This is a genomic window from Parasedimentitalea psychrophila (assembly GCF_030285785.1).
Lineage (GTDB): Bacteria > Pseudomonadota > Alphaproteobacteria > Rhodobacterales > Rhodobacteraceae > Parasedimentitalea > Parasedimentitalea psychrophila.
In genome coordinates, this window is the sequence record NZ_CP127247.1 from 260,189 (window position 1) to 284,704 (window position 24,516).

The following is a 24,516-nucleotide window of genomic DNA, read 5'->3' on the forward strand; positions in this document are numbered from 1 at the left end:
GGGTCTACCGGCATAAGAAACAGAATTGCGAAAGTCTTTCGCAATTGAAACGTGACATAACGAAAGAAGACCGCTAGTACCTTGGTGAAGGGATTCCCCATGGATGCTAACACTCGCCAATCTGAAATTCTGAAGCTTCTGGACCATCAGGACCGGGTCGAGGTCGAGGACCTGGCCAGCCGTTTTGATGTCTCGCTGCAAACCGTGCGGGCCGACCTGCGCGACCTTAGCGCGCGCAACGCGCTGTCGCGGGTGCACGGCGGCGCCGTCCGCATCAGCTCGGCGGCCAACCGCGCCTATGCCGACCGCCGCAAGCTCAATGCCGCAGGCAAGCTGGGCATGGCGGCAATGGCGGCAGATCTGATCCCGGAAAACTGCTCGATCACCCTGAACATCGGCACCTCGACCGAACAGGTGGCCCGCGCATTGGCCACCCATCGCGGGCTGACAGTCCTGTCGAACAACATCAATATCATCAACGCCATGATGGGCGGCCAGGCCAAAGAGCTGATTTTGGTGGGCGGCACCGTGCGCCAGAGCGACGGCGCCATTGTCGGAGAAGACGCGGTGGAATTCATCTCGCGCTACAAGGTGGATTTTGCCATTATCGGCGCCTCGGCCCTGGACGCCGATGGGGCGGTGATGGATCACGATGCCCGCGAAGTCTCGGTTGCGCGCGCCATTCTGAAAAACGCCCGCACCAAGGTTCTGGTCTGCGACAGCAGCAAATTCCAGCTCTCTGCCCCGGTGCGGATCTGCTCGGTTGCCGATCTGGATGTGGTGATCACCGACCAGCCGGTGCCCAGACAATTCTCCGAAGCCGCAGCGCTGGCTGGCACCCGCATTCTCAGTGCGGCTCAAAACGAAAGCAGCGAAAATGCCTAACCACCCGATCACTGACCGCCCGCTCATGGATCACCCGATCACCGATCTTTTCATCATCGGCGGCGGCATCAACGGCTGCGGCATTGCCCGCGACGCTGCGGGGCGCGGATTGTCGGTGACCCTGGCGGAAATGAACGACCTGGCCTCAGCCACCTCCTCGGCGGCGACCAAGCTGTTTCACGGCGGCTTGCGCTATCTGGAGTATTTCGAATTCCGTCTGGTCCGCGAAGCGCTGATCGAGCGTGAAGTCCTGCTGAAAGCGATGCCACATATCTCCTGGCCGATGCGCTTTGTGCTGCCATTCCACGCAGACATGCGGTTTGACAATGACACCCCCACATCAAAACTGCTGTCCGGCATCATGCCCTGGATGAAGGGTCGCCGCCCGGCCTGGCTGATCCGTCTGGGCCTGTTCATGTACGACACACTGGGCAAACGCGGCATCCTGCCCGGCACCCGCAGGTTGGACCTGACCACGGATGCGGCAGGCAAGCCACTGAACACCAAGTTCAAAACCGCCTTTGAATACTCGGATTGCTGGGTCGAGGACGCCCGTCTGGTGATGCTGAACGCCCGCGACGCGCAGGCCCGCGGTGCTACCATCCTGCCCCGCACCAAGGTGATCGCCACCCAGCGCCTTGCCGATCACTGGCTGATCACACTGGAGGATCGCGACAGTGGCAAGACCCATACCCGCCGCGCCAAAATGCTGGTCAACGCCGGCGGCCCCTGGGTGGCCGAGCTGTTGAAGAACCAGTTGAAAATCCAAAGCCGAGAAACTGTGCGGCTGGTGCGCGGCAGTCACATCGTGGTGCCGCGGCTCTATGATCATGACCGTTGCTATTTCTTTCAGGGCACGGACGGGCGGATCATCTTTGCCATTCCCTACGAGGAAGATTTCACCCTGATCGGCACCACCGATGCGGATCACTCGGATGCCGATACAGCCCCCGAATGCACCGAGGCGGAACAGGACTATCTGGTCAGGTTTGCCTCTGAGTATTTCGCCAAGCCGGTAACGCGCGACCAAATCGTCTGGACCTACTCCGGGGTGCGGCCGCTCTATGATGACGGCGCCAGTTCAGCCACCGCCGCAACCCGCGAATACGTGCTGTCCCTGGACCGCGACGCGGCGCCGCTGCTCAACGTGTTTGGCGGCAAGATCACCACCTATCGCAAACTGGCCGAGGCTGCATTGGTCAAGATCGCCGAGGCCTTGCCCGGTACAAAACCCAAATGGACCGCAGGCGTGCCGCTGCCTGGCGGTGATTTCCCGGTTGCGGATGTTGCAAAACTGCAGGGCAAACTGGCAGGCGACTATGCCTTCCTCAGCCCTTTCGCCAGCCGCCGCCTGATCCGCGCCTATGGCACCGAGGCCTGGAAACTGCTGGGTGATGCCAAATCAGCGACCGATCTGGGGCAGGATTTCGGGGCGACAATTACGGCGCGCGAGTTGGACTGGGCCATCGCCCGCGAATGGGTTCGTTCAGGCGAGGATTACCTGTGGCGCCGCACCAAGCTGGGCCTGCGGCTCAGCGAAGAACAAATTGTGGCAGTGGACGAATACATCACCAACCAGGTGGCCAGTCTTGCAGCCTAAGACTCCATGCCCGGCCGAAAGGCCGGGCAGCGCCTGACCTTTCCCCCGGGAAGGCGCTTCTCGCCTCCCCAAGGTCAGGCGCTGCCCTCAGATTTAAAATTCCACGCCCTTCTGCGCCTTGATGCCCGCCCGGAACGGGTGCTTGATCTGGCCCATCTCGGTCACCAGATCGGCAATCTCGATCAGCTCTTCCTTGGCGTTGCGCCCAGTCAAAATCACATGGGTCATCGGCGGCTTTTCCGTCTGTAAGAATTCCACCACTTCGCCGAGATCCAGATACTCATAGCGCAGCGCGATGTTGATCTCGTCCAGCAACACCATGGTATTGCGCTCGTCGCGAATCATTTCCTTGGCCTTTTCCCAGCCCGCCTGGGCCGCCGCGATATCGCGCGCCTTGTCCTGGGTCTCCCAGGTGAACCCCTCGCCCATCGCATAGAACTGGCACAGATCGGCAAAGTTCTCCTCAATCAGCGTTCGCTCACCGGTCTGCCAGCCACCCTTGATGAACTGCACCACCGCCGAGGGCATCTTGTGGGCAATGCAGCGCATGATCATGCCAAAGCCCGAGCTGCTCTTGCCCTTGCCCGGACCGGTGTGAATGATGATCAGCCCTTTTTCACCATCCTTGGTGGCCATCATCCGGTCACGGGCGGCTTTTTTCTTGGCCATCTTGGCCGCATGACGGGCCTCGTCATCGATGGGGGCTTCTTTTTTCGGGGTGTCACTCACGGCACTTCTCCTGCTGATTCCACCAATGACTTGACAAGGACCGGGGCGATGACGCAAGGGGGTTTTGTTGGTTCCTGTATTTGACAGGCGAAGAGGGAATGTGATGTGACCAGTGATCCATCCGGGATCATCAGGTGCAAGCACAGCCGCCCCCGCGACCGTGACCGGAGAGGTCTCTGATGCCACTGGCCTATGGCCGGGAAGGCAAGAGCACCGCAAAGAGGCAATTGCCTTTTGACTCCGCAAGCCGGGAGACCTGCCAACACATGAATTCAACGGGCGAACGGGGTGTTTCGCGACCGGTTGAGGGATCCTGCTCGACGGGCCCCCCTTCTGGCCCTACCCTTTTTGTCACAGCCAAGGAGACGGTCCCCTATGGGTGACGTAATGCTTACAGTCTGTACCACCTGCCGCCGCGCAGACGTGGACCCCGAGGCCACCCGTCCAGGATCTATTCTGCTGGAGGCTCTGAAAGAAACCGGGTTGCCCGAAGGCGTCCAGCTGCGCGGCGTTGAATGCCTGTCGGCTTGTAAGCGAGGCTGCTCAATGGTGCTCAGCGGCGGCGATGCCCGCTGGACCTATGTTTACGGCGATCTGAACCCCGACGAACATGTTGACGACATCCTTGCCGGTGCCGCCGCCTATGCCGCCACCGACGATGGCCTTGTGCCCTGGCGCCAGCGTCCGGTCATTTTCCGCAAACAATCCATCGCCCGCATTCCGCCGGTCGACACCCCTATTCAGGAGTAATTCAATGAGCGATCTCAACAAGATCCCGGTCACAGTCGTCACCGGATTTCTGGGCGCCGGTAAGACCACGCTGATCCGTCACCTGATGCAGAACCCGCAGGGCAAACGTCTGGGCATTCTGGTCAACGAATTTGGCACCGCCGGGGTCGATGGCGATATCCTGAAGTCCTGCGCCGATGAAAACTGCCCGGAAAACAATATCATCGAGCTGGCCAATGGCTGCATCTGCTGCACCGTGGCGGATGATTTCATTCCCACCATCGAGGCGCTGATGGCGCTGCCCGAGCCCCCCGAGCACATCCTGATCGAGACCTCCGGTCTGGCGCTGCCCAAGCCGCTGCTCAAGGCCTTTGACTGGCCCGCCATCCGCTCGCGCATTACCGTCGACGGGGTGATCACCCTGGCTGATGCCGAAGCCGTCGCCAAGGGTCAGTTTGCCCCCGACCTGAAGGCGGTGCAGGCCCAGCGCGAGGCCGATGACAGCATCGACCACGACACTCCGCTGTCCGAGGTGTTCGAGGATCAGATCGCCTGCGCCGACATCATCCTGCTGTCCAAGGCCGATCTGGCCGGCGAAGAAGGCGTGGCGCAGGCCCGCAAAATGATCACCAGCATCAACCCGCGCAGCCTGCCGGTGCTGCCGATGAGCGAAGGCGTGATTGATCCGCGCATCGTTTTGGGCCTCAATGCGGCGGCCGAGGATGATCTGGAGGCCCGCCCCTCACACCACGACGGCCACCACGATCACGAACATGACGATTTTGAGAGCATAGTGGTCGAAATGGGCGAAGTATCCGATCCGCAGGCACTGCAAGATGCCATCGTGAAACTCGCCCAAACTCGCAATATCCTGCGCGTCAAAGGCTATGTCGCGGTTGAGGGGAAACCAATGCGGATGCTGGTACAGGCTGTGGGCGAGCGTCTGCGGGCGCAATATGACAGACCCTGGGGCAGCGATAGCCGTCGCACCCAGCTGGTTGTCATTGCCGAACATGATAACATCGACGCCGCCGCCATCCGCGCCGAACTGGGGGCCTGATGTTTCGGCCAAATGCACAGGGCGCGCCTGACCTTGGGGAGGTGCAAAGCGCCTTCCCGGGGGGAAGGTCAGGCGCGCCCGACCTATCGGCCGGGCAAGAACTTCCCGCGCAATGATCCACATTTAACTACCACAGAGAACCAAATCTCATGCACGTCGTCTTCCGCGAAAGCCACGGTCTCGAAGAGAGCGAGACCCCACAGGATCTGGGCCAGACCCCGGCTGATCTGGTGGTACTGTCATTCTCTGACAGTGACCTCGGCGCGTTTGCGGCGGGCTGGCACCGCGGCGACGGTAAACTACCCTCGCTGCGGCTGGCCAATCTGGTGGCGCTGAAACATCCGCTGTCGGTGGACACCTACGCGGAACAGACCCTCATCGGCGTCAAAGGCATTCTGGTGCGACTGATCGGTGGTGAAAGCTATTGGTCCTATGGGCTTGCCACCCTGCAGGATCTGGCCCGCCGCAACGGCATCGCCCTGGCCGTGCTGCCCGCCGACGGCCGCGAAGACCCGCGTCTGGATGAGCTCTCCACCCTGCCGGTCTCGACCCTGCGCCGGTTGCAATCGCTTTGTGACGCAGGCGGCGCTGTGGCGGCACAGGCGGCACTTGCACAGCTGTCTCTGGCGGCCGGCCTATACGCCGGACCAGTCATCGGCCTCAAGACCACCCCCGAGCATGGCTTTTACGATCCGACCACCGGCGCCGCCACCTCCATCGACGCGGATGGAAAACCGCTGTTTCTCGTCAGCTTCTACCGCTCTTACCTCACTGCCGCCGACACTGGCCCGGTGGACGCTCTGATAACGGAACTGCGCGCCCGGGGCTTTGCCGCCTACGGTATTTTTGCCGCCAGCCTGAAATCCCCCAAAACCGCCCATTGGCTGCGCCAGACCCTGCCACAGCTGGCCCCCTCGGCGGTGATCAACGCCACCGCCTTTTCCGCCATCAGCAGCGACGGCAGCGCCTCGCCGCTCAACACCACGGGTTGCCCGGTGTTTCAGGTCGCCCTGTCCACCGCCCGACGCAAGGACTGGGCCAGCGCCGCCCGGGGTCTGTCGCCCGCCGACCTGGCCATGCATGTGGTGCTGCCCGAGGTCGACGGCCGCGTCTTTGCCGGCGTGGTCAGCTTCAAATCGCCGGGTCGCAAAGATCCCAAGTTGCAATATTCCCGCTTTGCCCATCACCCGGACCCCAGCCGCATTCAGTCGGTGGTTGACCGGGTGATCGGCTGGCACCGCCTCTCGGCGCTGGCAAATGCCGACAAACGCCTGTCCCTGGTGCTGTCCACCTACCCCGGCAAAGCGCACCAACTGGCCCACGCGGTAGGGCTGGACGCGCTGGCCTCGGCCGAGACAATCCTCACCACACTGGCTGCGCAGGGCTATGATGTGGAGCAGCCCGGCGCCCTCGCCCCGCGCCTGATAGTTGAGACACTGAGTTTCACCCTGGCCGACTACCAAACCGCCCTGAGCCAACTGCCGCAACCCTTGCGCGATGACCTGACCCAAGCCTGGGGCGAGCCGCAGTCCGATCCCGATTGCAACGACGGCGCCTTTCACTTCCGCGCCCTGCGCGCCGGCAAGGCGCTGATCGCCCTGCAGCCCGAGCGCGGCGATGTGACAACCCGCAGCGACGACTACCACGATCTGGAGCGCACTCCGCGCCATGCCTATGTCGCCTTCTATCTCTGGCTACAGGCGCAGGTCGATGCGCTCGTCCACATCGGCGCCCATGGCACCCTGGAATGGCTGCCCGGCAAATCTGTCGCCCTGTCAACGGAGTGCTGGCCCGAAGCGCTAACTGGTGCGCTGCCGGTGATCTACCCGTTCATTGTCAATGACCCGGGCGAGGCGGCGCAGGCCAAACGCCGCATCGGTGCCGTCACCCTCGGCCACCTGCCGCCGCCGCTGGCGCAGACCACTCTGCCCGACGGCATGGCACGGCTGGAAAGCCTGCTGGATGAGTACTCAACCGCCGAAGGTCTCGACCCGGCGCGGCGCGACCGGCTGATCGCCGACATCCGGGCTGAGGCGCAGGGCACCGGGGTCGAGGCCGATCTGGGCCTCGACGGGGACAGCTCTGCCGCTGAGGCGTTGACCCGCATCGACCGCTTTGTCTGCGACATCAAGGAAAGCCAATACGGCGAGGGCCTGCACATCTTTGGCTGCGGCGACTGCGGCGCGCAGGAACAGGCTGGATTGCTGGCGGCACTCAGCGGCCAGTTGGTCACCCCCGGCCCCTCCGGCTCGCCCTATCGCGGCCGCTCCGACGTGCTGCCCACCGGGCGCAACCTGTTTACCACCGATCCACGGGCGGTGCCGTCGCGGGCGGCGCAGGCGCAGGGTGTAAAACTGGCGGAAGAGCTGCTGCGCCGCCACCTTCAGGACCACGGCGACTGGCCAAAGGGGTTGGTGATCGACCTCTGGGGCTCGGCCACCATGCGCACCGCCGGTGAGGAATTTGCCATGGCGCTGCATCTGGCAGGTCTGGCCCCCAAATGGGACGACGGCTCTGATCGCGTCTCTGGGTTTGAGGTGATCCCGCTGGCGCTGCTGGGCCGCCCCCGCATCGACGTCACCCTGCGGGTCTCCGGTCTGTTTCGCGATGTCTTTCCCGGTCTGGCACAAATGTTCGAGGTGGCCGCCGCCACGCTGGCACAGCGAGATGAAGACGCCGGCGACAACCCCTACCTGACCCAGACCCCTCGGGTCTTTGGCCCCAAACCCGGCCAATACGGGCTCAACATGGGCGCCCATCTGGACAACTACACTGACACCGCCCGCCAGGCCGCAGGCGAGGCCTGGCTCAACGCCTCCTCCCATGCCATCGACGCACAGGGCGACATCGCACCGGCCCGCGCCGCACTGGAAAGCCGCTTGCAAGGGGCCGACAGCTTTGTGCATCTGCAGGACCTGCCGGAAACCGACCTGCTTATGGCCTCAGACTATGCCGCCCACGAGGCAGGCTTTGCGGCTGCCATGGCCCGGCTTGGCCAGCCCGGCCCGGCGCTCTACCATATGGATATGACCCGACCCGATCAGCCACAGGCGCGCTCCCTGGGCGAGGAAATCGCCCGCGTCACCCGCGCCCGCGCCGCCAACCCGGACTGGGCCACCTCGATGATGGCACATGGCTTTCGCGGTGGCGCCGAGATCGCGGCGACGCTGGATCACATGGCCGCCTTTGCCCATCTGGCGCAGGCGGTGCCGCCGCATCTGTTCGACCTGTATTACGAGGCCACTCTGGGCCGCGACGATCTGGTGGATTTCATGCAGGCCGAGAACCCACAGGCGCTGCAAGCCATGCGCGACCGCTTCCGCGCGTTGCATCAGGCCGGGCTGTGGATCAGTCGCCGCAACTCGATCATCGCCGATCTTGAAGGTACAGCATGAACAACCGCGTCGCGCCAAAGGTCTATGGCTGGTGCCCCGGCGCGCTGCGGCCGATGATGTCCGGCGACGGGCTGGTAGTGCGTATCCGCGCACCACTGGGCCGCTTATCTGGTGACCAAGCGCAAGCGGTCGCCGACCTCTCACACCGCTTCGGCAATGGCATTCTGGATCTCTCATCCCGCGCCAACCTGCAAATGCGCGGCGTGTCCGAGGAAGATCACGCGCCCTTGGTCACCGCGCTTCAGGATCTTGGTCTGGTTGATGCCGACGCGGCAACCGAATCCCGCCGCAATGTCCTCGTCGCGCCGTTCTGGGCCGCTGGCGATCAGACCCACAGTCTGGCCCAGCAACTCAGCGACGCGCTGGTCGCGGCCACCGACCTACCCTTGCCGGGCAAATTCGGCTTTGCCGTCGATACCGGGCCTGCGCCTGTGCTGCGCGATACCGCCGCCGATATACGCATTGAGCGCAACCCTGATGGACTTGTGCTGATCGCCGACGGCGCTGACAGAGGCCTCGCAGTGACGCCGACCACCGCCGCGGCCGAGGCCCTGTCTCTGGCCCGCTGGTTCCTGACCCATGGCGGCGCGCCGGACGGTCGCGGCAGGATGCGCCCGCTCATTGCGCGCCGCGCACCACCCTCAGCGCATGGCGCGACCCTTACCGCCGCCGCGCCACAACAACGGCTTGGACAGATCGCCAGCGGCAGGCTGGTCGGGCTGGAGTTCGGCCAGATCCCGGCCACCAGCTTTGCCGCCCTCGCCGCTCAGGGTGCCCTGCGCCTGACCCCGTGGCGGATGCTGCTGGTCGAGCACGCTACAGACTTGCCCCCCCTTCCCGGCCTGATCCTGGATGCAGCGGACCCGCGCCTGCAAGTGAGTGCCTGCACCGGCGCACCCGGCTGCCTGCAGGCGCTATCAAACACCCGGAATTTGGCCCGCGATCTGGCACCCTCTGTGCCACCGGGCCGCAGACTACATGTCTCAGGCTGCGCCAAGGGCTGCGCCCATCCCGGCGCCGCACCGCTGACCCTGACCGCCACCGGGGCCGACACCTTCAACCTGATCTACAACGGCACCGCCAGTGATCAGCCCGCACACCTAAACCTGAGCGCCAGCCAGTTGCGCGCCGCTCCCGACATTCTGACAAAGGGCAGCTAATATGCTCCACACCTACCAAACCAACGGCGCCGCCATCTACGCCGAAAGTTTTGCCACCATCCGCGCCGAGGCTGACTTGGCCCGGTTCTCCAAGGACGAGGAAAGCGTCGCCGTCCGCATGATCCACGCCGCCGGCATGGTCGGGCTGGAACAATACATCCGCTTCTCCCCGGACATGGCTGCAACCGCCCGCGCCGCGCTGGCCACTGGTGCGCCGATCCTCTGCGATGCCCACATGGTGTCCGAAGGCATCACCCGCCCGCGCCTCGCTGCCAATAACCAGGTGATCTGCACCCTGCGCGACAGCCGGGTTCCGGATATGGCCAAGGAGATGGGCAATACCCGCTCCGCCGCGGCGCTGGAACTGTGGCGCCCCAACCTCGACGGCGCCGTGGTCGCCATCGGGAACGCCCCCACCGCACTGTTCCACCTGCTGAACATGCTGCAAGACCCCAGCTGCCCCCGCCCCGCCGCCATCATCGGCTGCCCGGTTGGATTTGTCGGCGCCATGGAGTCCAAAGACGCGCTGATGCTGGACCTGCCAGTGCCTTCGATGATCGTGCAAGGCCGCCTGGGCGGCTCTGCCATCACCGTCGCCGCAGTCAATGCGCTGGCCAGCTGGAAAGAATGACAATGGGTAAAATCATCTGCACCGGCCTCGGCCCCGGCGACCCCGACCTGATGAGCCTGCGCTCCTACCGCGCGATCCAGGGCGCACATCACGTCGCGTTTTTCCGCAAGGCCGGCTATAAAGGTCAAGCGCGCACCCTGGTCGACGGGTTACTGCCTGAAGGCGTTGTCGAGCACGCAATGGAATACCCGGTCACCACCGAGATCCACTTCTCGGACCCGGAATACAACCGCCAGCTTGCCGCGTTCTATGACCGCTGGGCCGACACCCTGGCTGAGATGGCCCGCAGTCAGGACGTGGTTGTCCTCTGCGAGGGCGATCCGTTTTTCTACGGCTCCTTCATGCATCTCTACACCCGCCTGCAAGGGCGCGCCGAGATGGAGATCATTCCCGGCATCACCGGCATGACCGGCTGCTGGACCGCCACCGGCCTGCCGATCACCTGGGGCGACGACGTGCTAACCGTGGCGATGGCCACCCTGCCCGAGGACGAGCTGGCTGCCCGCGCCGCCAATACCGATGCGCTGGTGGTGATGAAGATCGGCCGCAACCTGCCCAAACTGCGCCGCGCACTGGAAACAGCCGGCCGTCTCGATGACGCTTGGCTGGTGGAACGCGGCACCATGGCGGATCAGACCGTGCAGAAACTCACCGAGATCACCGGCAAAGTGCCCTATTTCTCCATTGTCATCCTACATGGACAGGGACGCCGCCCATGACCCTATCAAATACAGGTTGGATCGCAATCGCCGGCCTCGGCCCCGGTGACGAGAGCATGGTGACGGCGCAGGTGCAGGACATATTGGCCGAGGCAACTGATATCGTTGGCTATATCCCCTACGTCAAACGCATCCTCCCCCGCCCCGGCCTGACCCTGCACGCCACGGACAATCGGGTCGAGATTGAACGCGCCACCCACGCGCTGGAAATGGCCGCCTCGGGCCGCCGCGTAGTGGTGGTCTCCTCCGGTGATCCGGGCGTCTTTGCCATGGCCTCGGCTGTATTCGAGGCGCTGGAAGCAGGCAAACCCGAGTGGCTGGATCTGGATATCCAGGTGCTGCCCGGTATCACTGCCATGCTGGCCGCCTCAGCCCGTATCGGCGCACCAATGGGCCACGACTTTGCTGCCATCAACCTCAGCGACAACCTGAAACCCTGGAGCCTGATCGAAAAGCGCCTGCGTCTGGCGGGTGAAGCAGGCTTTGCCATGGGCTTTTACAACCCGCGCTCAAAATCGCGCCCACACCAGTTTGGCCGCGCTCTGGAGATCCTGCGCCAGGCCTGTGGCGGTGACACCCTGATCTCATTCGCCCGCGACGTCTCGAAACCCGGCGAGACCATCACCACCGTCACCCTGAACGAGGCCAGGCCCGAGATGGCCGACATGCGCACCGTGGTGATCGTTGGCAACAGTGACACCCGCCGGGTGGGCCGCTATGTCTACACCCCGCGCTTTGCCAAAGATGTAGACTAGCAATGATCCAGCCAGGCCATCACCTCATCGACGCAGCCCAGGATATGCCGCTCCGGCACCTGTGGCCGCTCGATCATCACCACCGGCAGGCCCAGTGCGCGCGCCGCGATCAGCTTGGCCTCGGCGCCGCTGCCTCCGGCGTTCTTGGAGATGATATGGCTGATGCCATGGTCCAACATCAACGCCCGATCGCTGGCGCCGTCAAACGGTCCTCGCGCCAGTACCACCGTGGTATCCGGCAAGGGCAGTGCCGCCTCGGGCGCATCCACCAGCCGCAGCAGGTAGTGATTGCCCGGCTTGGCGGCAAAGATATCCAGATTCTGCTTGCCAATCGCCAGAAACACCCGCGCGCCTTGCTCGGGCAAGGCGGCAACGGCGGCTGCCATATCCGCCACCATGATCCAGTTATCACCCTTGCCTGCCTGCCACGGCTGCCGCTCCAGCGCGCACAGCGCCACACCGGCCTCGGCGCAGGCGGCAACCGCATGGCGGCTCATCTGCGCCGCAAAAGGATGGGTGGCATCCACCACATGGCTGATGCCTTCATCCCGCAAATACGCCACCAATCCAGCCACACCGCCAAACCCGCCCAGCCGCATCCGCAACGGCTGCGGCACCGGGCGCGCGGTGCGGCCGGCATAGGAAAACACAGCGTCCCGCCCGGCCACCGCCAGCACACGGGCCAAGGCACTGGCTTCGGTGGTGCCTCCCAGCAAAAGGATACCTGTCATGTCTGACCCCTGGTTGTCGATTATTGGTCTGGGTGAAAATGGACTGGCTGGCCTGACAGATGCAAGCCGAACCGCACTGCACCGGGCGGAAATCATCTTTGGTGGTCCGCGCCATCTGGACCTGGTCAATGCCGCCGACAAGGGCCAGCCTTGGCCGCTGCCCTTTTCCATCGACCCGGTATTAGCAGCACGCGGTAAAAAAGTCGCCGTGCTCGCCTCGGGTGATCCGTTCTGGCATGGCGCCGGCGGTTCGCTGGCCAAGCACCTTCAGCCCGGCGAATGGACCTCCCACCCCGCGCCCTCGACCTTTGCGCTGGCGGCCAATCATCTGGCCTGGCGACTTGAGGACACCCTCTGCCTCGGGTTGCATGCCGCCCCCTTTGAACAACTGCTGCCGCTGCTGGCCTCCAACACCCAAGTGATCTGCACCCTGCGCCACGGCGACGCCCCGGCCGAGCTGGCAAACTGGCTGACCAAGCAGGGGTTTGGCGGCTCGCAACTGGCGGTGATGGAACGCCTGGGCGGCGCACATCAACGGGTGCGCAGTGCCCAGGCCGATGGATTTGATCTGGATGATATTCAGGCCCCGGTGGCGCTGGCCATTGCTGCCGTCGGCCACGGCGGTCTGCCGCGCGCCTCGGGCTTGGCCGACGAGATGTTCCACAGCGACGGTCAGATCACCAAACGGCCGATCCGTGCCCTGACCCTGTCGGCACTGGCGCCGCGCCCCGGCCAGTTGCTCTGGGATATCGGCGGCGGATCAGGCTCGGTCTCGGTGGAGTGGTGCCTTGCCGCCCCCGGCGCCCGGGCGCTGATATTTGAGCAGCGCACGCAGCGGAGCGCGAATATTAACCTGAATGCGGCAAAGTTTGGCCTCACACACCGGATCAGCCTGGTGGTCGGACAGGCCCCGGAAATACTGGAGGCGCAAGAGCTGCCCGACACCGTGTTCATCGGCGGCGGTGCCTCGCAGGCCCTGCTGGACCAGCTGTGGCAAATCCTGCCCGTCGGCACCCGCGTGGTGGCAAACGGCGTAACACTGGAAACCGAGACCCTGCTGATGAATGCCCATGCCCAACACGGCGGCGACCTGATGAAGGCCGAAATCGCCGAAGTCAGCCCGCTGGGTTCCATGCGCGGCTGGACCCGCGCCCGCCCCGTCATCCAATGGAGCGTCACCCGATGAGGATCGCCGGCCTCGGATTTCGCCAAAGCGCCAGCACAGATGACCTGCGTGCTGCTCTGGCCCTTACCGGCTGTCCACGCCCCGACGCGCTGGCCTCACTCACCGCCAAGGCGGCAGCGCCGCAAATGCAACAACTCGCCGCTGATTTGAACCTGCCGGTGATCGCCCTGTCCGAGGACGAGATCGCCGACACCCCGACCCTAACCAGCTCCCCCCGGATCCAAACCCGCTTTGGCACTGGATCACTGTGTGAGGCCGCCGCTCTGGTCGCCGCCCGCAACGGCCAGCCAAACACATCCGCGCGCCTGATCGCGCCCCGCGTTACAACAGACAATGGCCTTGCCACAGCGGCAATTGCCGAAAGGACGACCCCATGACCGTACATTTCATTGGCGCAGGCCCCGGTGCCGCCGACCTGATCACCCTGCGCGGCCGCGACCTGATTGCCGCCTGCCCGGTGTGCCTCTATGCCGGCTCGCTAGTGCCCGAGGCGCTGTTGCAGCACTGCCCCAACGGTGCGCGCATTATCAACACTGCCTCAATGTCACTGGATGAAATCATCACTGAGATCAAAGCAGCCGATGACGCCGGTCACGACATTGCCCGGCTGCATTCCGGCGATCTGTCGGTCTGGTCGGCGATGGGCGAACAGTTGCGCCGCCTTCGCGCACTGGATATCGCCTACGACGTCACCCCCGGCGTGCCCGCTTTTGCCGCAGCCGCAGCCGCACTGGGGGCTGAACTGACCCTGCCCGGCGTTGCCCAATCGCTGATCCTCACCCGCACATCCGGACGTGCATCATCGATGCCCGACGGCGAAACGCTGGAAAACTTTGCCAAAACCGGCGCCACCCTGGCCATTCACCTGTCGGTGCATGTGCTAGAGAAAGTTATCGCTGAGCTGACACCCCATTACGGTGCCGATTGCCCCGTTGCCATTGTCTGGCGCGCCACCTGGCCCGATCAGCGGGTGGTCAAGGCGACGCTGGAGACATTGGAAGACGCCACCGAAGGCGAACGTGGCCGCACCGCGCTGATCCTTGTTGGTCGTGCCATCGGCGCCGAGGAATTCGACGAAAGCTGCCTCTACGCGGGCGACTATGATCGCCGCTACCGCCCCGTCGGCACCGATCCGCGCTTTCCCGAAGGAACCGAATGATGATGCCCCCCGGCCTGATGATCTCGGCGCCCTCTTCGGGCACCGGAAAAACCACCGTGATGCTGGGCCTGCTGCGCGCCTTCGCCGAAGACGGCATGGTGGTGCAGCCTTACAAAAGCGGCCCCGATTATATCGACCCGGCCTTTCACCTCGCCGCTGCCAAACGGCCCTCGTTCAACCTGGACACCTGGGCGATGGCACCTGACCTGCTGGATGCCGTCGCTTCGCAAGCCACTGGTGCCGAGATCTGCATCGGCGAAGGCTCCATGGGGCTCTATGATGGCGTCGCCACCCGTGGCCAGACCGCCTTTGGCACCAGTGCCGAAACCGCCAAGCGCATGGGCTGGCCGGTTATTCTGGTGGTCGATGTCAGCGGTCAGGCGCAGAGCGCCGCCGCCACCGCGCTGGGGTTCAAGAACTACGACCTCGATGTGCCCTTTGCCGGCGTGATCCTCAACCGGGTCGCCAGCCCGCGTCACGAACGGCTCACCCGGCGGGGCATGGAAAAGGCCGGCATCAAGGTGCTTGGCTCGCTGCCCCGGCGCGGTGATCTGTCGCTGCCCGAACGCCACCTGGGCCTGATCCAGGCGGTGGAACACCCCGATCTTGAGGCGGCAATCGCCGGATATGCGACCTTCCTGCGCGAAAACGTCGATCTCGACGCCATCAAAGCCGCCGCCCGAGGCGGCCCGGCTCCGACGCCGAAACCGCTGCCAACACCGCCCGCCCAACGCATCGCCCTGGCCCGCGATGCGGCGTTCTCGTTCACCTATCCGCACCTGCTCACCGGCTGGCGCAATGCCGGCGCCGAGATCCTGCCGTTCTCGCCCCTGAACGATGAGGCGCCGGCGCAGGACGCCGATCTGGTCTGGCTGCCCGGAGGTTATCCGGAACTGCACGGTGGCACCCTGGCTGCCGCCACCACCTATCTGACCGGCCTGCGCAAACATGCCGCCACCAAACCGGTGCACGGCGAATGCGGCGGCTACATGGCTTTGGGCGAAGCGCTGATCGACAAGCAGGGCAACCGTCACCAAATGGCCGGACTGCTGGGGCTGGTGACCTCTTATGAGAAACGCAAGTTCCACCTTGGGTATCGCCGCGCCGTGCTGCAAAGCGCCATGCCTGGATTTACAGCCGGTGACGCCCTGCGAGGCCATGAGTTCCACTATACCACCATCCTGGATGAACCCGACGCGCCGCTGGCGCAGGTGTTTGACGCCGATGGCAACCCGGTGCCCGAAACCGGATCGGTCAAGGGCCATGTCACCGGCAGCTTCTTCCACCTGATCACCGGAGAACCCTCATGAGCGGCTTTGTCAGCTTTGTCTCCTCCGGCCCCGGCGACCCAGACCTGCTGACCGTCAAGGCCGTCAAACGGCTAGAGGCCGCCGATGCGGTGTTGTTTGACGATCTGTCCTCTGGCCCGATCCTTAACTGCGCCCGGGACGATGCCGATCTGGTCGGCGTCGGCAAACGGGCCGGCCGCCCCTCGCCCAAGCAGGACCACGTCAGCAAGCTGCTGGTGGACTACGCGCTGTCCGGCGCCAAAGTGGTGCGGCTCAAATCCGGCGACTCGGGTGTGTTTGGCCGCCTTGAGGAAGAAATCACCGCCCTGCGCGCTGCGGGTATCGGCTACGAGATCATCCCCGGCGTCACCGCCGCCTCGGCAGCCGCTGCCGCCGCTGGCATTCCGCTGACCCGCCGCCTGACCGCGCGGCGCTTGCAGTACATTACCGGCCATGATGTGACGGGTGAGCTGCCGGACGACTTGAACCTGACCGCGCTGGCCGACCCAAATGCCACCACCGTGGTCTATATGGGCAAACGCACCTTTGCGGCGCTGGCGGAACTGCTGATAACCCACGGGTTACCGCCTGAAACCCCGGCCATGTTGGCGATGGCAGTCTCTACCCCGGATCAACAACTGTCGCATCACACGGTTGGCGAACTGCCCAAGCTGCTGCGCGAGCTGAAAACCACCGCGCCGGTGCTGATCCTTTACGGCCCTCTGGCCGAACCGGAATGAACACGCCAACCCTCACCCTGTGCCGGACCTGCAAAGAGGCCGATCCAACCCTGCCAGATCAACTGGCCGAGGCCATCAGCGGCGCTGGGTTGGCGGCCACTTTGCAACAGGTGGACTGCATGTCCGGCTGCAAGCGGCCCCAGACCCTGTCAGTACGCCAGACCGGCAAGACGGCTTATCTGTTTGGCGAAATCTCCACCGATGACATCGGCGAGGTCCTGACCTTTCTGCGTCTTTACGCCGAGTCGCCTGACGGCAATTTCGCCGACGCGCGCCCCTTGGGCAATTTGCGGTTCAAGGCGATTGCCCGAATCCCGGCAAACATCGCAGCCACGCCGCAATAAGTCGCAAATCCGCCTCTGAACGGTCGGTTTCAAACTTGACCCAGCAAGGGGCAATAAGGCACATTGGCGCCATATGGTGTTCACATGGGCGCAAAGCGTCAGGACTGAAACGGGAATGAGGAACGGCGGACCCAATTGCGGCGTCGAGACCTCAACCGCCCCCGCGACTGTGAGTGGCGAGCGGCTTTCCAGACCACTGCCGGGCAGATGTCCGGTGGGAAGGGGAAAGTTGGCTGTGACCCACGAGTCAGGAGACCGGCCATATGGAACGCAATTGATGCCGTCGGGTGTGACGGCAAGGAGAACGACATGACGACTAAAACACTTAACACGACCGCCACTGGCCTTGGTTTTCTGCCGGCCGTTTTTGCCGTGGTTCTGGGTCTGGGCATCATGACCCTGACCGGCCACGTTCAGGCATCAGCCCTGCATGACGCCGCACATGATGTGCGTCACGCATCCGGCTTTCCCTGCCACTAAGGCAATGTTTAGCCGCATTTTAACCAGCGCGTTGTTCGCTGGTGCTGCAGCAGGGTTGATTGCCGCCCTGCTGCAGTTAGTGTTCGTGCAGCCTGTTCTGCTCCACGCCGAGCTTTATGAGTCCGGTGAGTTGGTGCATTTCGGGGCCGAATCCGTGTCTGCTCATCCAACCCTGCCCGGTTTCGATGCCATGCGCGATGGGCTCAGCATCGTCTTCACCATGTTGACCTATACCGGTTATGCGCTGGTGATGGTTGCGCTGATGTCCATTGCCGAAGAGCGAGGCGCTAAGATCAATGCCCGTGTTGGTATTATCTGGGGTCTGGCCGGTTTCATCACCTTCCACTTTGCTCCGGGTCTGACCCTGGCGCCCGAGGTTCCGGGTGTTGCCGCCGCAGACGTAGGCGATCGCCAGCTCTGGTGGACCGCAACCGTCGCGACGGCTGGCATTGCCATGTGGCTGATCGCCTTTGGTGGCAACAAGATCAGTTATGCGATTGCGGCGGTTCTGCTGCTGGCACCGCATCTGATCGGTGCGCCCGAACCCGACAGCTTCTCGGGTCCCGTGCCAACCGAGATCGGCGCTCTGTTTGCCGCCCGCGCCTTTGGCGTTGGCATGGCAGCCTGGGTTCTGGTCGGCACATTTGCCGGATATTTCTGGCAAGCCGAAGGTGAGCGCGCCGAGGCCTCTGCTTAATCAAACCTCCATGATCCTCCGCCGTGTATTGCCCGGCGGAGGATTTTCTTTGTTTTGAGGAAAAATAAATGTCCCGCCCACTCGCCCTATTTGCAATTGGTCTCCTTTTTGGAGGCGGCGCTGGTTTTGTGATTGCTGCCGGTAATGGCGTCACTTTCGAAGGTCACGACCACGCAGATCCATCTCAACATGCTGGCATGGAAATGCAGGCCGAGATGACCAGCCACGATCACGCAAATGCTGTGAACCTGCCCGCCGGGGCTGATGCCCCCGGTCTGGAAATCAAACTCACCAAAGACCCAATGGCCGGATGGAACCTGCAGGTTATGCCGCAGAATTTCCGCTTTGCCCCCGAGCATGCCTCGACCACCGATATCGACGGCGAAGGTCATGCGCATGTCTATATCAACGGCATCAAGCTGGGCCGCCTATACGGCAACTGGCTGCACATCGGTGAGCTGCCCAAAGGCGAGGTCGAGGTGAAAGTCTCGCTCAACGGCAACAGTCACAGTCCACTGACGGTGGATAATACCCCGGTGGATGCAGCGGTTACAATACAAGTCAAATAACGTGTTGGCCCGGCACCGCCGGGCCGCGCCTGACCTTCCCCCCGGGAAGGCGCTTTGCACCTCCCCAAGGTCAGGCGCGCCCTCTCGTTTCTGGAGACCAGCAATGATCGACCTGACACTGATTGGTATCGGCACCGGCAACCCGCAACATCTGACCTTGCAGGCGATTGACGCGCTGAATGCGGTTGATCTGATCCTGATCCCCAACAAGGGCGCCGGCAAAGATGATCTGGCCGGGCTGCGCCGTCAAATCTGCGATCAGGTGATCACCAACGAAAAGGTCAAAATCGCCGAGTTCGACCTGCCCGGCCGCGACCCCAAGACACCGGATTACCGCCAGCGTGTTGACGACTGGCACGACGCCATTGCCGTGGTTTGGAGTGAGACAATTGCGGCGCAGCTGCCCAGCGGTGGCAAGGTTGGATTTCTGGTCTGGGGCGACCCGTCGCTGTATGACAGCACCATGCGCATCGCCACTCGGCTGCAACGCCAGCAACAGGTCGCCCTGACGGTGATCCCCGGCGTCACCTCGATCCAGGCGCTGACCGCCTCGCACGCCATTCCCGTCAATGAAATCGGCGCTCCCTTTACCGTCACCACCGGCCGCCAGCTGCGCGACCACGGCTGGCCCGACAGTGCCGACACGCTGGTTGTCATGCTGGACGGCGACTGCTCGTTTCAAAGCATCGACGCCACCGGGGTGCAGATCTGGTGGTCGGCCTACGCAGGCATGCGTGAAGAGATCATGGTCTCTGGTCTGTTGAGCGAGGTTGCCGATCAGATCATAGCCACCCGCGCCCGCGCCCGCGCCGATCACGGCTGGATCATGGATATCTACCTGCTGCGGAAATAACCCGCCTCTGCCCACTGGCGCGCCGTAAATCATATCTCTATTTGGCATCTTTTACAGTAATCGAACATTATCCTTTACGTGAGAATGGACAGATCAAATCTGACGTCTCACCCGTAAAAGGAGCATCGCACGATGTCACTGCGATCCCAAATTCTATTGCTTGTTACCCTGCCGCTTATTGTTCTTGTTTTCATAGGAGGTCTGAAAGGGTCCGCCGACTTAGACCGGTACCGCAGTGCCCAAACGATACAGTCAGAAACACATGAGGCCCTTACGCTGATCAACCTTGTGCACTTCCTGCAAGTGGAACGGGGTCAATCAGCCGCTCTGATATCGTCGCAAGGGACTGTTTTCAAAAACGAACTGGTGAAAACCAGACTTGCGACCAAGGCGTCACTGGCCAAGACCCCAGCGTCAACAATTGGCTTGTTCCCTCAACTCACCAAAATGAACGAGATGCGGAAATCTGTTGACGCGCTCACCATCAACACGCCGCAGATGGCAGCTTATTATTCTGGTGTTATCAACCAGATTCTGACCCAGGTTGGCGGCCAGCTGGTTCTGCAGGACAATCCAGAAATTGTGCAAATTGGATCTGGTTTGATTGCATTGAGCACCGCCAAGGAAGCCGCAGGCGTGCAGCGCGCTGCGGGTGCCACAGGTTTTGGACTTGGCCGGTTTGAGCTGCCCACCTATCAAAAATTTGCCGAAAAAGGCGCCACCGAGGCGCAGCTGCTGCGCCTTGCGAGCCTGACACTGGGCGAGTATTTTGCCGATCTGGATTTTGCCAAAGGCCTGCGTCAAAGCCGCCTGCAAGACATCCGCTCAGCAGTGCTGGCGGCTGGGCCAAACGGCCCGGTTCCAGACTTGACGGCACAGGAATGGTTCAGCCGCGCGACAAGCTGGTTGACCTATTTGCACTCTGTTGAAAATATGATCGCCGCCAACATGGACGCATTGGCCGGACAACAGGCCCAGTCCGCCAGAACCGCCCTGCTGATCACTATAACGCTGGTCCTTCTGTCCGTGTTGGCCAGCACCGCAATTGGTGTGCGCCTGATCCTGACATTCACCAGACAATTTGGCGCTTTGCAAAAGGATCTGGACAAGCTGGCGCATAAGGAATTCGACTTTGAACCTGCGTTCATGGAGTCAAAAACCGAAATTGGTCATCTGAGCCGAGCCATGAATATCACCCGCGCGGCGTTGAAGACGGCCGAGGACAGGCTGACCTCTATCGAACAGGAACGGGTGGCAGATCGCGGCGCTGTCATTGGCCGCCTTGACCAGCATCTGTCCCGACTGGCGGCGCGCGATCTGAACTGCACAATCGACGACATCTTCCCACGGGACTATGAACAGCTGCGCGAAAGTTTCAACACAACGGTCGCCACCCTAAGAACCACGGTCGAGCAAGTGGTCGATGCCGCTGACAGCATTCGCAGTGGCGCCGCTGAGATAAGTCAGGCCTCGGACGACCTGTCCAACCGCACCGAAAGCCAGGCCGCAACGCTGGAACAAACCGCCGCTGCACTGGAGCAGATGACCGTCTCGGTGAAATCCTCGGCCGAAGGCGCTCATAGTGTCGAAATCATCATGGATGAGGCCCGTCAGGAGGCTACAAACAGTGGTGAAGTTGTGCAGAAAACCGTTTCGGCGATGAAGCAGATCGAACAATCCTCCGGCCGCATATCGCAGATCATCAGTGTGATTGACGACATTGCCTTTCAGACCAACCTGCTGGCCCTGAATGCCGGTGTCGAAGCGGCCCGCGCCGGCGAGGCAGGCCGGGGCTTTGCCGTTGTCGCCTCTGAGGTGCGCGCCTTGGCGCAACGCTCCTCGGATGCTGCAACCGAGATCAAATCACTGATAAACGACAGCGCGCGCCACGTGGAAAACGGCGTCGATCTGGTCGGTCAGGCGGGCAAGGCGCTGGGGAATATCGTTGATCGGGTCAATCACATTTCACAACTCGTCACCGAAATCGCCGAAGGCTCTGCTGAACAGTCAACCGGTCTGGGCGAGATCAATATTGGCGTCACCCAGCTGGATCAGGTGACCCAGCAAAACGCCGCCATGGTCGAACAGGCAACCGCCGCAGGTCATTTGCTGAACGACAATGCCAGCAAGCTGGCAGCCATGGTGGCCCAGTTCAAAATTAGCAAAAACAGCCACCGAGCCGTCAGCCGATCCAACCGCTCAAGCCCAAAGGCCAACTGGGAGCTAGAGGAAAACACAACAGTCAAGCCCGCCAAAGTGGTCGGATTGAAGGCCGGCGATTGGCAGGAATTCTGACCTCAGGGCAACAGCCACGGCTGGTTCAAGTCTGTGACCGGTCGTGGTCCTGATGCGCCATGACAGTGGCCACCGGGTCTTGATTGAGCTCAGCCAATCTCGCTGGAGCAGAAACACCGGTGAACCCCGTGGAAATCGCCCTCTTTTCGCGGCGCTATTTGGTCAATCCGATGCAGATGATGCCCACAGATACCACAACCGCCGCCAGCAGACGGCGGCGTTTGGGGCCCTCGCCAAACCACATCACCCCAATCATCGCGGCAAAAATAACAGAGGTCTCGCGCACCGCCGAGACCATGCCAAGCGGCGCCATTGTATTGGCATAGAGCACCAGCCCGTAGGCCGTGCCCGAAAGCACCCCGCCCAGATATCCCAAGGCGCAGCTTTTCAGTGACATCTCTCTCAGCCGCTGCCAGCGGGTCGAGAAGACAAATACTGCCACTGTCAGTTCCGAGATATAGAGCCAGCCGATGTAGCCCATGGCATTGTCCGCAAGACGCACCCCAACGCCATCCACTAGGGAATACGACGCAACGATCACCGCCGCCGCCATCGCCGCCGCAATCCCTTTGCGCGACATGCCGCCGCGCACGATCCCCTTGGTCAGGATCAAAACACCTGCCGAAATGATCAGCACCCCGCCCCAGGCCAAGGCGGGCAATGTCTCGCCCAGCCAAAACTGCGCCCCCAGCGCAATCAGCACCGGCGACATGCCTCGGGTGATCGGGTAGATCATGCTTAGATCGCCCAGCCGATACGCCACGTTCAGCAGGAAATAATATCCCCAGTGGATCACCGTAGACGCAATCACATAGGGCAGCACATCCCAGCCCGGAGACGGGAACATGGTGACCAGAATAAGCCCCGGCCCCACGTGCCCCAGCGCGATCAGACCCAGGGTGAGGGTCTTGTCGCCTGCCCCTTTGACCACCGCATTCCAGAACGCGTGCAAAAAGGCAGCCCCCAGAACGATAAGAACAATTGTGCTGCTCACCCCAGGGAATCCTTGATTGCGGTGACAACGATATCCAGTGCCCGGTCCAGATCCCCGCGCGAAATCGTCAGCGGTGGCGACAAGGTCAACACGGAACCCGCCGAGATTTTAAAGCTGAGTCCGGCGGCCAGTGAGGCATAGTAGATCATCTCAGCCCGAGCAACGTCAGGGGTTTTATCGGTGCGGTCAGTGACGATCTCAATGCCGAACATCAGGCCCCGACCGCGAATATCGCTGACGATGGGACAATCGCCCAACTGATCATGCAGCCGCTCAAGCGCGTAGTGCCCAAGTTCAGCTGCGCGGTCCACCAGACCCTCGTCCTGGATGATCTGGATGGTAGTCAGAGCGGCCCGTGCAGTGACCGGGTTTTTCTCGTGGGTATAGTGACCGATGGCAAAGTCACCGCAGACATCCAGTTCAGGGCGCACAATGCAGGCAGCGATGGGCAGAATACCACCGCCCAGGGCTTTGCCCACCGTCAGGATATCCGGCACGATCCCGTCATGTTCGCAGCAAAACATCTTGCCGGTTTTGCCCAGACCGGTGGGGATTTCATCCAGGATCAGCAGGGCACCGTGGCGATCACAGGCCGCACGCACGGCCTTCCAGAACCCCGGAGGCGGCACGATTGGCACCGCCCGCATCGCCTCGGCGATGACGGCAGATACATCGCCTTCACGCTCCAGCACATAGTCGATCATATTGGCACAGGCCATGGCGCTGTCTTCCAGCGTTTTGTGACCATAGGGGCAACGGCTGGGGTGGAACGGTGCCACATGTTCGCATCCCGGCAACAGGGGCCCGGCGATATGGCTGCGAAACGTCGCCTCGCCGCCAACCGAGGACGCCCCCATGCCGGCGCCGTGAAAGGCATCCCAGAACGATATGGTTTTGAAACGCCCCGTTGCGGCGCGGGCAATTTTCAACGCTACCTCGTTGGCGTCGGAACCACCGGTGGTAAACAGGGTTTTGCACAGATCTCCGGGGGCAATCTCGGCCAGTTTCTCGGCCAGCTCCACCGCTGGATCATTGGTAAAGCGGCGCGGCGCAAAGGGCAGATCATCCAGTTGCGCCTTGATCGCCGCCACCAGTCTGGGATGGCCATAGCCGATGTGATGCACCGAGTTGCCGTGGAAATCCATCAACCGGCGACCGTCCATGTCCTCGATCCAGATGCCATCCGCGCGTGCGATGGTGCTGACGCAGGGGCTGGACAGGCTTTGATGCAGAAAGGCATCTGAATCGCGGGCCAGAAGCGGCGCGGATTTTGGCCCGATGGATTGCTTCAGCCAGATCTTGCGGGCGTCCGAGGTATTGGACTCCCCTTCGGTGTGAACAAGTTTGATTTTCATTTGGACCTCGACTCATAACTTGAGCCCCAGCAGTGGAGCCATGTCAAATACTTCTGCGTCACGGATTTGGCGGGATTTCCTCGCCTCTAGGACAAAGGGGGCCAGCCCCCTCTGAGGGGCCAAGCAATTGGCCCCTCATTCACCCCCGGGATATTTCTGGC

General features: G+C 62.6%; 24 protein-coding genes and 2 riboswitches. Of the genes, 20 read left to right on the top strand and 4 right to left on the bottom strand.

The genetic code is table 11. From position 1 onward, the window contains the following. The first annotated feature begins 99 nt into the window (after positions 1-99). Together QPJ95_RS01290 and glpD are read left to right on the top strand one after the other, a co-directional pair. On the top strand, positions 100-885 hold the full coding sequence (locus QPJ95_RS01290) for a DeoR/GlpR family DNA-binding transcription regulator (RefSeq protein ID WP_270918802.1): 786 nt from the start codon (positions 100-102) through the stop codon (positions 883-885). Further along, the gene (glpD, locus tag QPJ95_RS01295; protein WP_270918803.1) at positions 878-2,485 is read left to right on the top strand and encodes a glycerol-3-phosphate dehydrogenase; all 1,608 of its coding nucleotides are present in this window, start codon (positions 878-880) and stop codon (positions 2,483-2,485) included. Before QPJ95_RS01290 ends, glpD begins: the two co-directional genes overlap by 8 nt. A gap of 93 nt (positions 2,486-2,578) precedes the next feature. Here glpD and cobO read toward each other — a convergent pair whose 3' ends face one another. Further along, positions 2,579-3,154 (bottom strand): cob(I)yrinic acid a,c-diamide adenosyltransferase, encoded by a 576-nt coding sequence (gene cobO / locus QPJ95_RS01300; protein ID WP_286018294.1) that lies wholly within the window; start codon positions 3,152-3,154, stop codon positions 2,579-2,581. A 111-nt stretch (positions 3,155-3,265) separates the two neighbouring features. After that, a riboswitch (cobalamin riboswitch) is annotated at positions 3,266-3,492 on the top strand. Between the two features lie 97 nt (positions 3,493-3,589). Here cobO and QPJ95_RS01305 point away from each other — a divergent pair. From QPJ95_RS01305 to cobJ, 7 genes are all read left to right on the top strand, one after another. Continuing rightward, positions 3,590-3,964, top strand: coding sequence for a DUF1636 domain-containing protein (locus QPJ95_RS01305; RefSeq protein ID WP_270918805.1), 375 nt, complete (start codon positions 3,590-3,592; stop codon positions 3,962-3,964). 4 nt (positions 3,965-3,968) lie between these two features. Beyond that, positions 3,969-5,003 carry a cobalamin biosynthesis protein CobW gene (cobW, locus tag QPJ95_RS01310; protein ID WP_270918806.1) on the top strand — a complete coding sequence of 345 codons (1,035 nt, stop codon included), beginning with the start codon at positions 3,969-3,971 and terminating at the stop codon, positions 5,001-5,003. Positions 5,004-5,152: 149 nt separating this feature from the next. Beyond that, positions 5,153-8,398, top strand: a complete 3,246-nt coding sequence (gene cobN, locus QPJ95_RS01315) for a cobaltochelatase subunit CobN (RefSeq protein WP_270918807.1) — start codon at positions 5,153-5,155, stop codon at positions 8,396-8,398. Further along, on the top strand, positions 8,395-9,558 hold the full coding sequence (cobG, locus tag QPJ95_RS01320; protein ID WP_270918808.1) for a precorrin-3B synthase: 1,164 nt from the start codon (positions 8,395-8,397) through the stop codon (positions 9,556-9,558). The genes cobN and cobG overlap by 4 nt, the downstream gene beginning before the upstream one ends. Before the next feature lies 1 nt (position 9,559). Next, on the top strand, positions 9,560-10,189 hold the full coding sequence (locus tag QPJ95_RS01325; protein WP_270918809.1) for a precorrin-8X methylmutase: 630 nt from the start codon (positions 9,560-9,562) through the stop codon (positions 10,187-10,189). A gap of 2 nt (positions 10,190-10,191) precedes the next feature. Further along, on the top strand, positions 10,192-10,908 hold the full coding sequence (gene cobI, locus QPJ95_RS01330) for a precorrin-2 C(20)-methyltransferase (protein ID WP_270918810.1): 717 nt from the start codon (positions 10,192-10,194) through the stop codon (positions 10,906-10,908). Then, positions 10,905-11,663 (top strand): precorrin-3B C(17)-methyltransferase, encoded by a 759-nt coding sequence (gene cobJ / locus QPJ95_RS01335; RefSeq protein WP_270918811.1) that lies wholly within the window; start codon positions 10,905-10,907, stop codon positions 11,661-11,663. Before cobI ends, cobJ begins: the two co-directional genes overlap by 4 nt. On the opposite strand, the gene QPJ95_RS01340 is transcribed toward cobJ, so the two are convergent. Then, positions 11,660-12,394 carry a cobalt-precorrin-6A reductase gene (locus QPJ95_RS01340; RefSeq protein ID WP_270918812.1) on the bottom strand — a complete coding sequence of 245 codons (735 nt, stop codon included), beginning with the start codon at positions 12,392-12,394 and terminating at the stop codon, positions 11,660-11,662. The genes cobJ and QPJ95_RS01340 overlap by 4 nt on opposite strands. Here QPJ95_RS01340 and cbiE point away from each other — a divergent pair. The 11 genes from cbiE to QPJ95_RS01395 all read left to right on the top strand — a co-directional run bounded on the left by cbiE (position 12,393) and on the right by QPJ95_RS01395 (position 22,006). Continuing rightward, positions 12,393-13,580, top strand: a complete 1,188-nt coding sequence (gene cbiE / locus QPJ95_RS01345) for a precorrin-6y C5,15-methyltransferase (decarboxylating) subunit CbiE (protein WP_270918813.1) — start codon at positions 12,393-12,395, stop codon at positions 13,578-13,580. The genes QPJ95_RS01340 and cbiE overlap by 2 nt on opposite strands. Then, positions 13,577-13,957, top strand: a complete 381-nt coding sequence (locus tag QPJ95_RS01350; RefSeq protein ID WP_270918814.1) for a cobalamin biosynthesis protein — start codon at positions 13,577-13,579, stop codon at positions 13,955-13,957. Before cbiE ends, QPJ95_RS01350 begins: the two co-directional genes overlap by 4 nt. Next, positions 13,954-14,739 (top strand): precorrin-4 C(11)-methyltransferase, encoded by a 786-nt coding sequence (cobM, locus tag QPJ95_RS01355; RefSeq protein ID WP_270918815.1) that lies wholly within the window; start codon positions 13,954-13,956, stop codon positions 14,737-14,739. The genes QPJ95_RS01350 and cobM overlap by 4 nt, the downstream gene beginning before the upstream one ends. Beyond that, positions 14,739-16,049: a cobyrinate a,c-diamide synthase gene (locus tag QPJ95_RS01360; RefSeq protein WP_270918816.1), complete on the top strand. Its 1,311-nt coding sequence runs from the start codon at positions 14,739-14,741 to the stop codon at positions 16,047-16,049. The genes cobM and QPJ95_RS01360 overlap by 1 nt, the downstream gene beginning before the upstream one ends. Beyond that, entirely contained in the window at positions 16,046-16,768 is a 723-nt protein-coding gene (cobA, locus tag QPJ95_RS01365) for a uroporphyrinogen-III C-methyltransferase (RefSeq protein ID WP_270918817.1), read from the top strand. Before QPJ95_RS01360 ends, cobA begins: the two co-directional genes overlap by 4 nt. Further along, positions 16,765-17,112 carry a DUF1636 family protein gene (locus tag QPJ95_RS01370; protein ID WP_270918818.1) on the top strand — a complete coding sequence of 116 codons (348 nt, stop codon included), beginning with the start codon at positions 16,765-16,767 and terminating at the stop codon, positions 17,110-17,112. Before cobA ends, QPJ95_RS01370 begins: the two co-directional genes overlap by 4 nt. 57 nt (positions 17,113-17,169) lie before the next feature. Then, positions 17,170-17,390: riboswitch (cobalamin riboswitch) on the top strand. Between the two features lie 31 nt (positions 17,391-17,421). After that, positions 17,422-17,592 (top strand): CbtB domain-containing protein, encoded by a 171-nt coding sequence (locus QPJ95_RS01375; RefSeq protein ID WP_270918819.1) that lies wholly within the window; start codon positions 17,422-17,424, stop codon positions 17,590-17,592. Between the two features lie 4 nt (positions 17,593-17,596). Continuing rightward, entirely contained in the window at positions 17,597-18,289 is a 693-nt protein-coding gene (locus QPJ95_RS01380; protein WP_270918820.1) for a CbtA family protein, read from the top strand. 68 nt (positions 18,290-18,357) lie between these two features. Continuing rightward, positions 18,358-18,858 (top strand): hypothetical protein, encoded by a 501-nt coding sequence (locus tag QPJ95_RS01385; protein WP_270918821.1) that lies wholly within the window; start codon positions 18,358-18,360, stop codon positions 18,856-18,858. Between the two features lie 103 nt (positions 18,859-18,961). Beyond that, positions 18,962-19,711, top strand: a complete 750-nt coding sequence (gene cobF, locus QPJ95_RS01390) for a precorrin-6A synthase (deacetylating) (protein WP_270918822.1) — start codon at positions 18,962-18,964, stop codon at positions 19,709-19,711. A 132-nt stretch (positions 19,712-19,843) separates the two neighbouring features. After that, entirely contained in the window at positions 19,844-22,006 is a 2,163-nt protein-coding gene (locus tag QPJ95_RS01395) for a methyl-accepting chemotaxis protein (RefSeq protein WP_270918823.1), read from the top strand. A 154-nt stretch (positions 22,007-22,160) separates the two neighbouring features. Here the strand turns inward: QPJ95_RS01395 and QPJ95_RS01400 are convergent, their stop codons facing one another. Both QPJ95_RS01400 and pbfA read right to left on the bottom strand, forming a co-directional pair. After that, positions 22,161-23,000 carry a DMT family transporter gene (locus QPJ95_RS01400; RefSeq protein WP_270918824.1) on the bottom strand — a complete coding sequence of 280 codons (840 nt, stop codon included), beginning with the start codon at positions 22,998-23,000 and terminating at the stop codon, positions 22,161-22,163. Further along, positions 22,997-24,355 carry a (R)-1-hydroxy-2-aminoethylphosphonate ammonia-lyase gene (gene pbfA, locus QPJ95_RS01405; RefSeq protein WP_270918825.1) on the bottom strand — a complete coding sequence of 453 codons (1,359 nt, stop codon included), beginning with the start codon at positions 24,353-24,355 and terminating at the stop codon, positions 22,997-22,999. Before pbfA ends, QPJ95_RS01400 begins: the two co-directional genes overlap by 4 nt. Positions 24,356-24,516 lie beyond the last annotated feature (161 nt).

Coding starts and splice junctions, on each gene's coding strand:
- cobF (WP_270918822.1), top strand. CDS start 18,962: ATGATCGACCTGACACTGATTGGTATCGGCACCGGCAACCCGCAACAT.
- QPJ95_RS01370 (WP_270918818.1), top strand. CDS start 16,765: ATGAACACGCCAACCCTCACCCTGTGCCGGACCTGCAAAGAGGCCGAT.
- cobO (WP_286018294.1), bottom strand. CDS start 3,154: ATGGCCAAGAAAAAAGCCGCCCGTGACCGGATGATGGCCACCAAGGAT.
- cobW (WP_270918806.1), top strand. CDS start 3,969: ATGAGCGATCTCAACAAGATCCCGGTCACAGTCGTCACCGGATTTCTG.
- QPJ95_RS01380 (WP_270918820.1), top strand. CDS start 17,597: ATGTTTAGCCGCATTTTAACCAGCGCGTTGTTCGCTGGTGCTGCAGCA.
- QPJ95_RS01305 (WP_270918805.1), top strand. CDS start 3,590: ATGGGTGACGTAATGCTTACAGTCTGTACCACCTGCCGCCGCGCAGAC.
- cobI (WP_270918810.1), top strand. CDS start 10,192: ATGGGTAAAATCATCTGCACCGGCCTCGGCCCCGGCGACCCCGACCTG.
- cobA (WP_270918817.1), top strand. CDS start 16,046: ATGAGCGGCTTTGTCAGCTTTGTCTCCTCCGGCCCCGGCGACCCAGAC.
- cobJ (WP_270918811.1), top strand. CDS start 10,905: ATGACCCTATCAAATACAGGTTGGATCGCAATCGCCGGCCTCGGCCCC.
- QPJ95_RS01360 (WP_270918816.1), top strand. CDS start 14,739: ATGATGCCCCCCGGCCTGATGATCTCGGCGCCCTCTTCGGGCACCGGA.
- QPJ95_RS01340 (WP_270918812.1), bottom strand. CDS start 12,394: ATGACAGGTATCCTTTTGCTGGGAGGCACCACCGAAGCCAGTGCCTTG.
- QPJ95_RS01350 (WP_270918814.1), top strand. CDS start 13,577: ATGAGGATCGCCGGCCTCGGATTTCGCCAAAGCGCCAGCACAGATGAC.
- QPJ95_RS01375 (WP_270918819.1), top strand. CDS start 17,422: ATGACGACTAAAACACTTAACACGACCGCCACTGGCCTTGGTTTTCTG.
- cobN (WP_270918807.1), top strand. CDS start 5,153: ATGCACGTCGTCTTCCGCGAAAGCCACGGTCTCGAAGAGAGCGAGACC.
- QPJ95_RS01395 (WP_270918823.1), top strand. CDS start 19,844: ATGTCACTGCGATCCCAAATTCTATTGCTTGTTACCCTGCCGCTTATT.
- cobG (WP_270918808.1), top strand. CDS start 8,395: ATGAACAACCGCGTCGCGCCAAAGGTCTATGGCTGGTGCCCCGGCGCG.
- QPJ95_RS01385 (WP_270918821.1), top strand. CDS start 18,358: ATGTCCCGCCCACTCGCCCTATTTGCAATTGGTCTCCTTTTTGGAGGC.
- QPJ95_RS01325 (WP_270918809.1), top strand. CDS start 9,560: ATGCTCCACACCTACCAAACCAACGGCGCCGCCATCTACGCCGAAAGT.
- cbiE (WP_270918813.1), top strand. CDS start 12,393: ATGTCTGACCCCTGGTTGTCGATTATTGGTCTGGGTGAAAATGGACTG.
- QPJ95_RS01290 (WP_270918802.1), top strand. CDS start 100: ATGGATGCTAACACTCGCCAATCTGAAATTCTGAAGCTTCTGGACCAT.
- cobM (WP_270918815.1), top strand. CDS start 13,954: ATGACCGTACATTTCATTGGCGCAGGCCCCGGTGCCGCCGACCTGATC.
- pbfA (WP_270918825.1), bottom strand. CDS start 24,355: ATGAAAATCAAACTTGTTCACACCGAAGGGGAGTCCAATACCTCGGAC.
- glpD (WP_270918803.1), top strand. CDS start 878: ATGCCTAACCACCCGATCACTGACCGCCCGCTCATGGATCACCCGATC.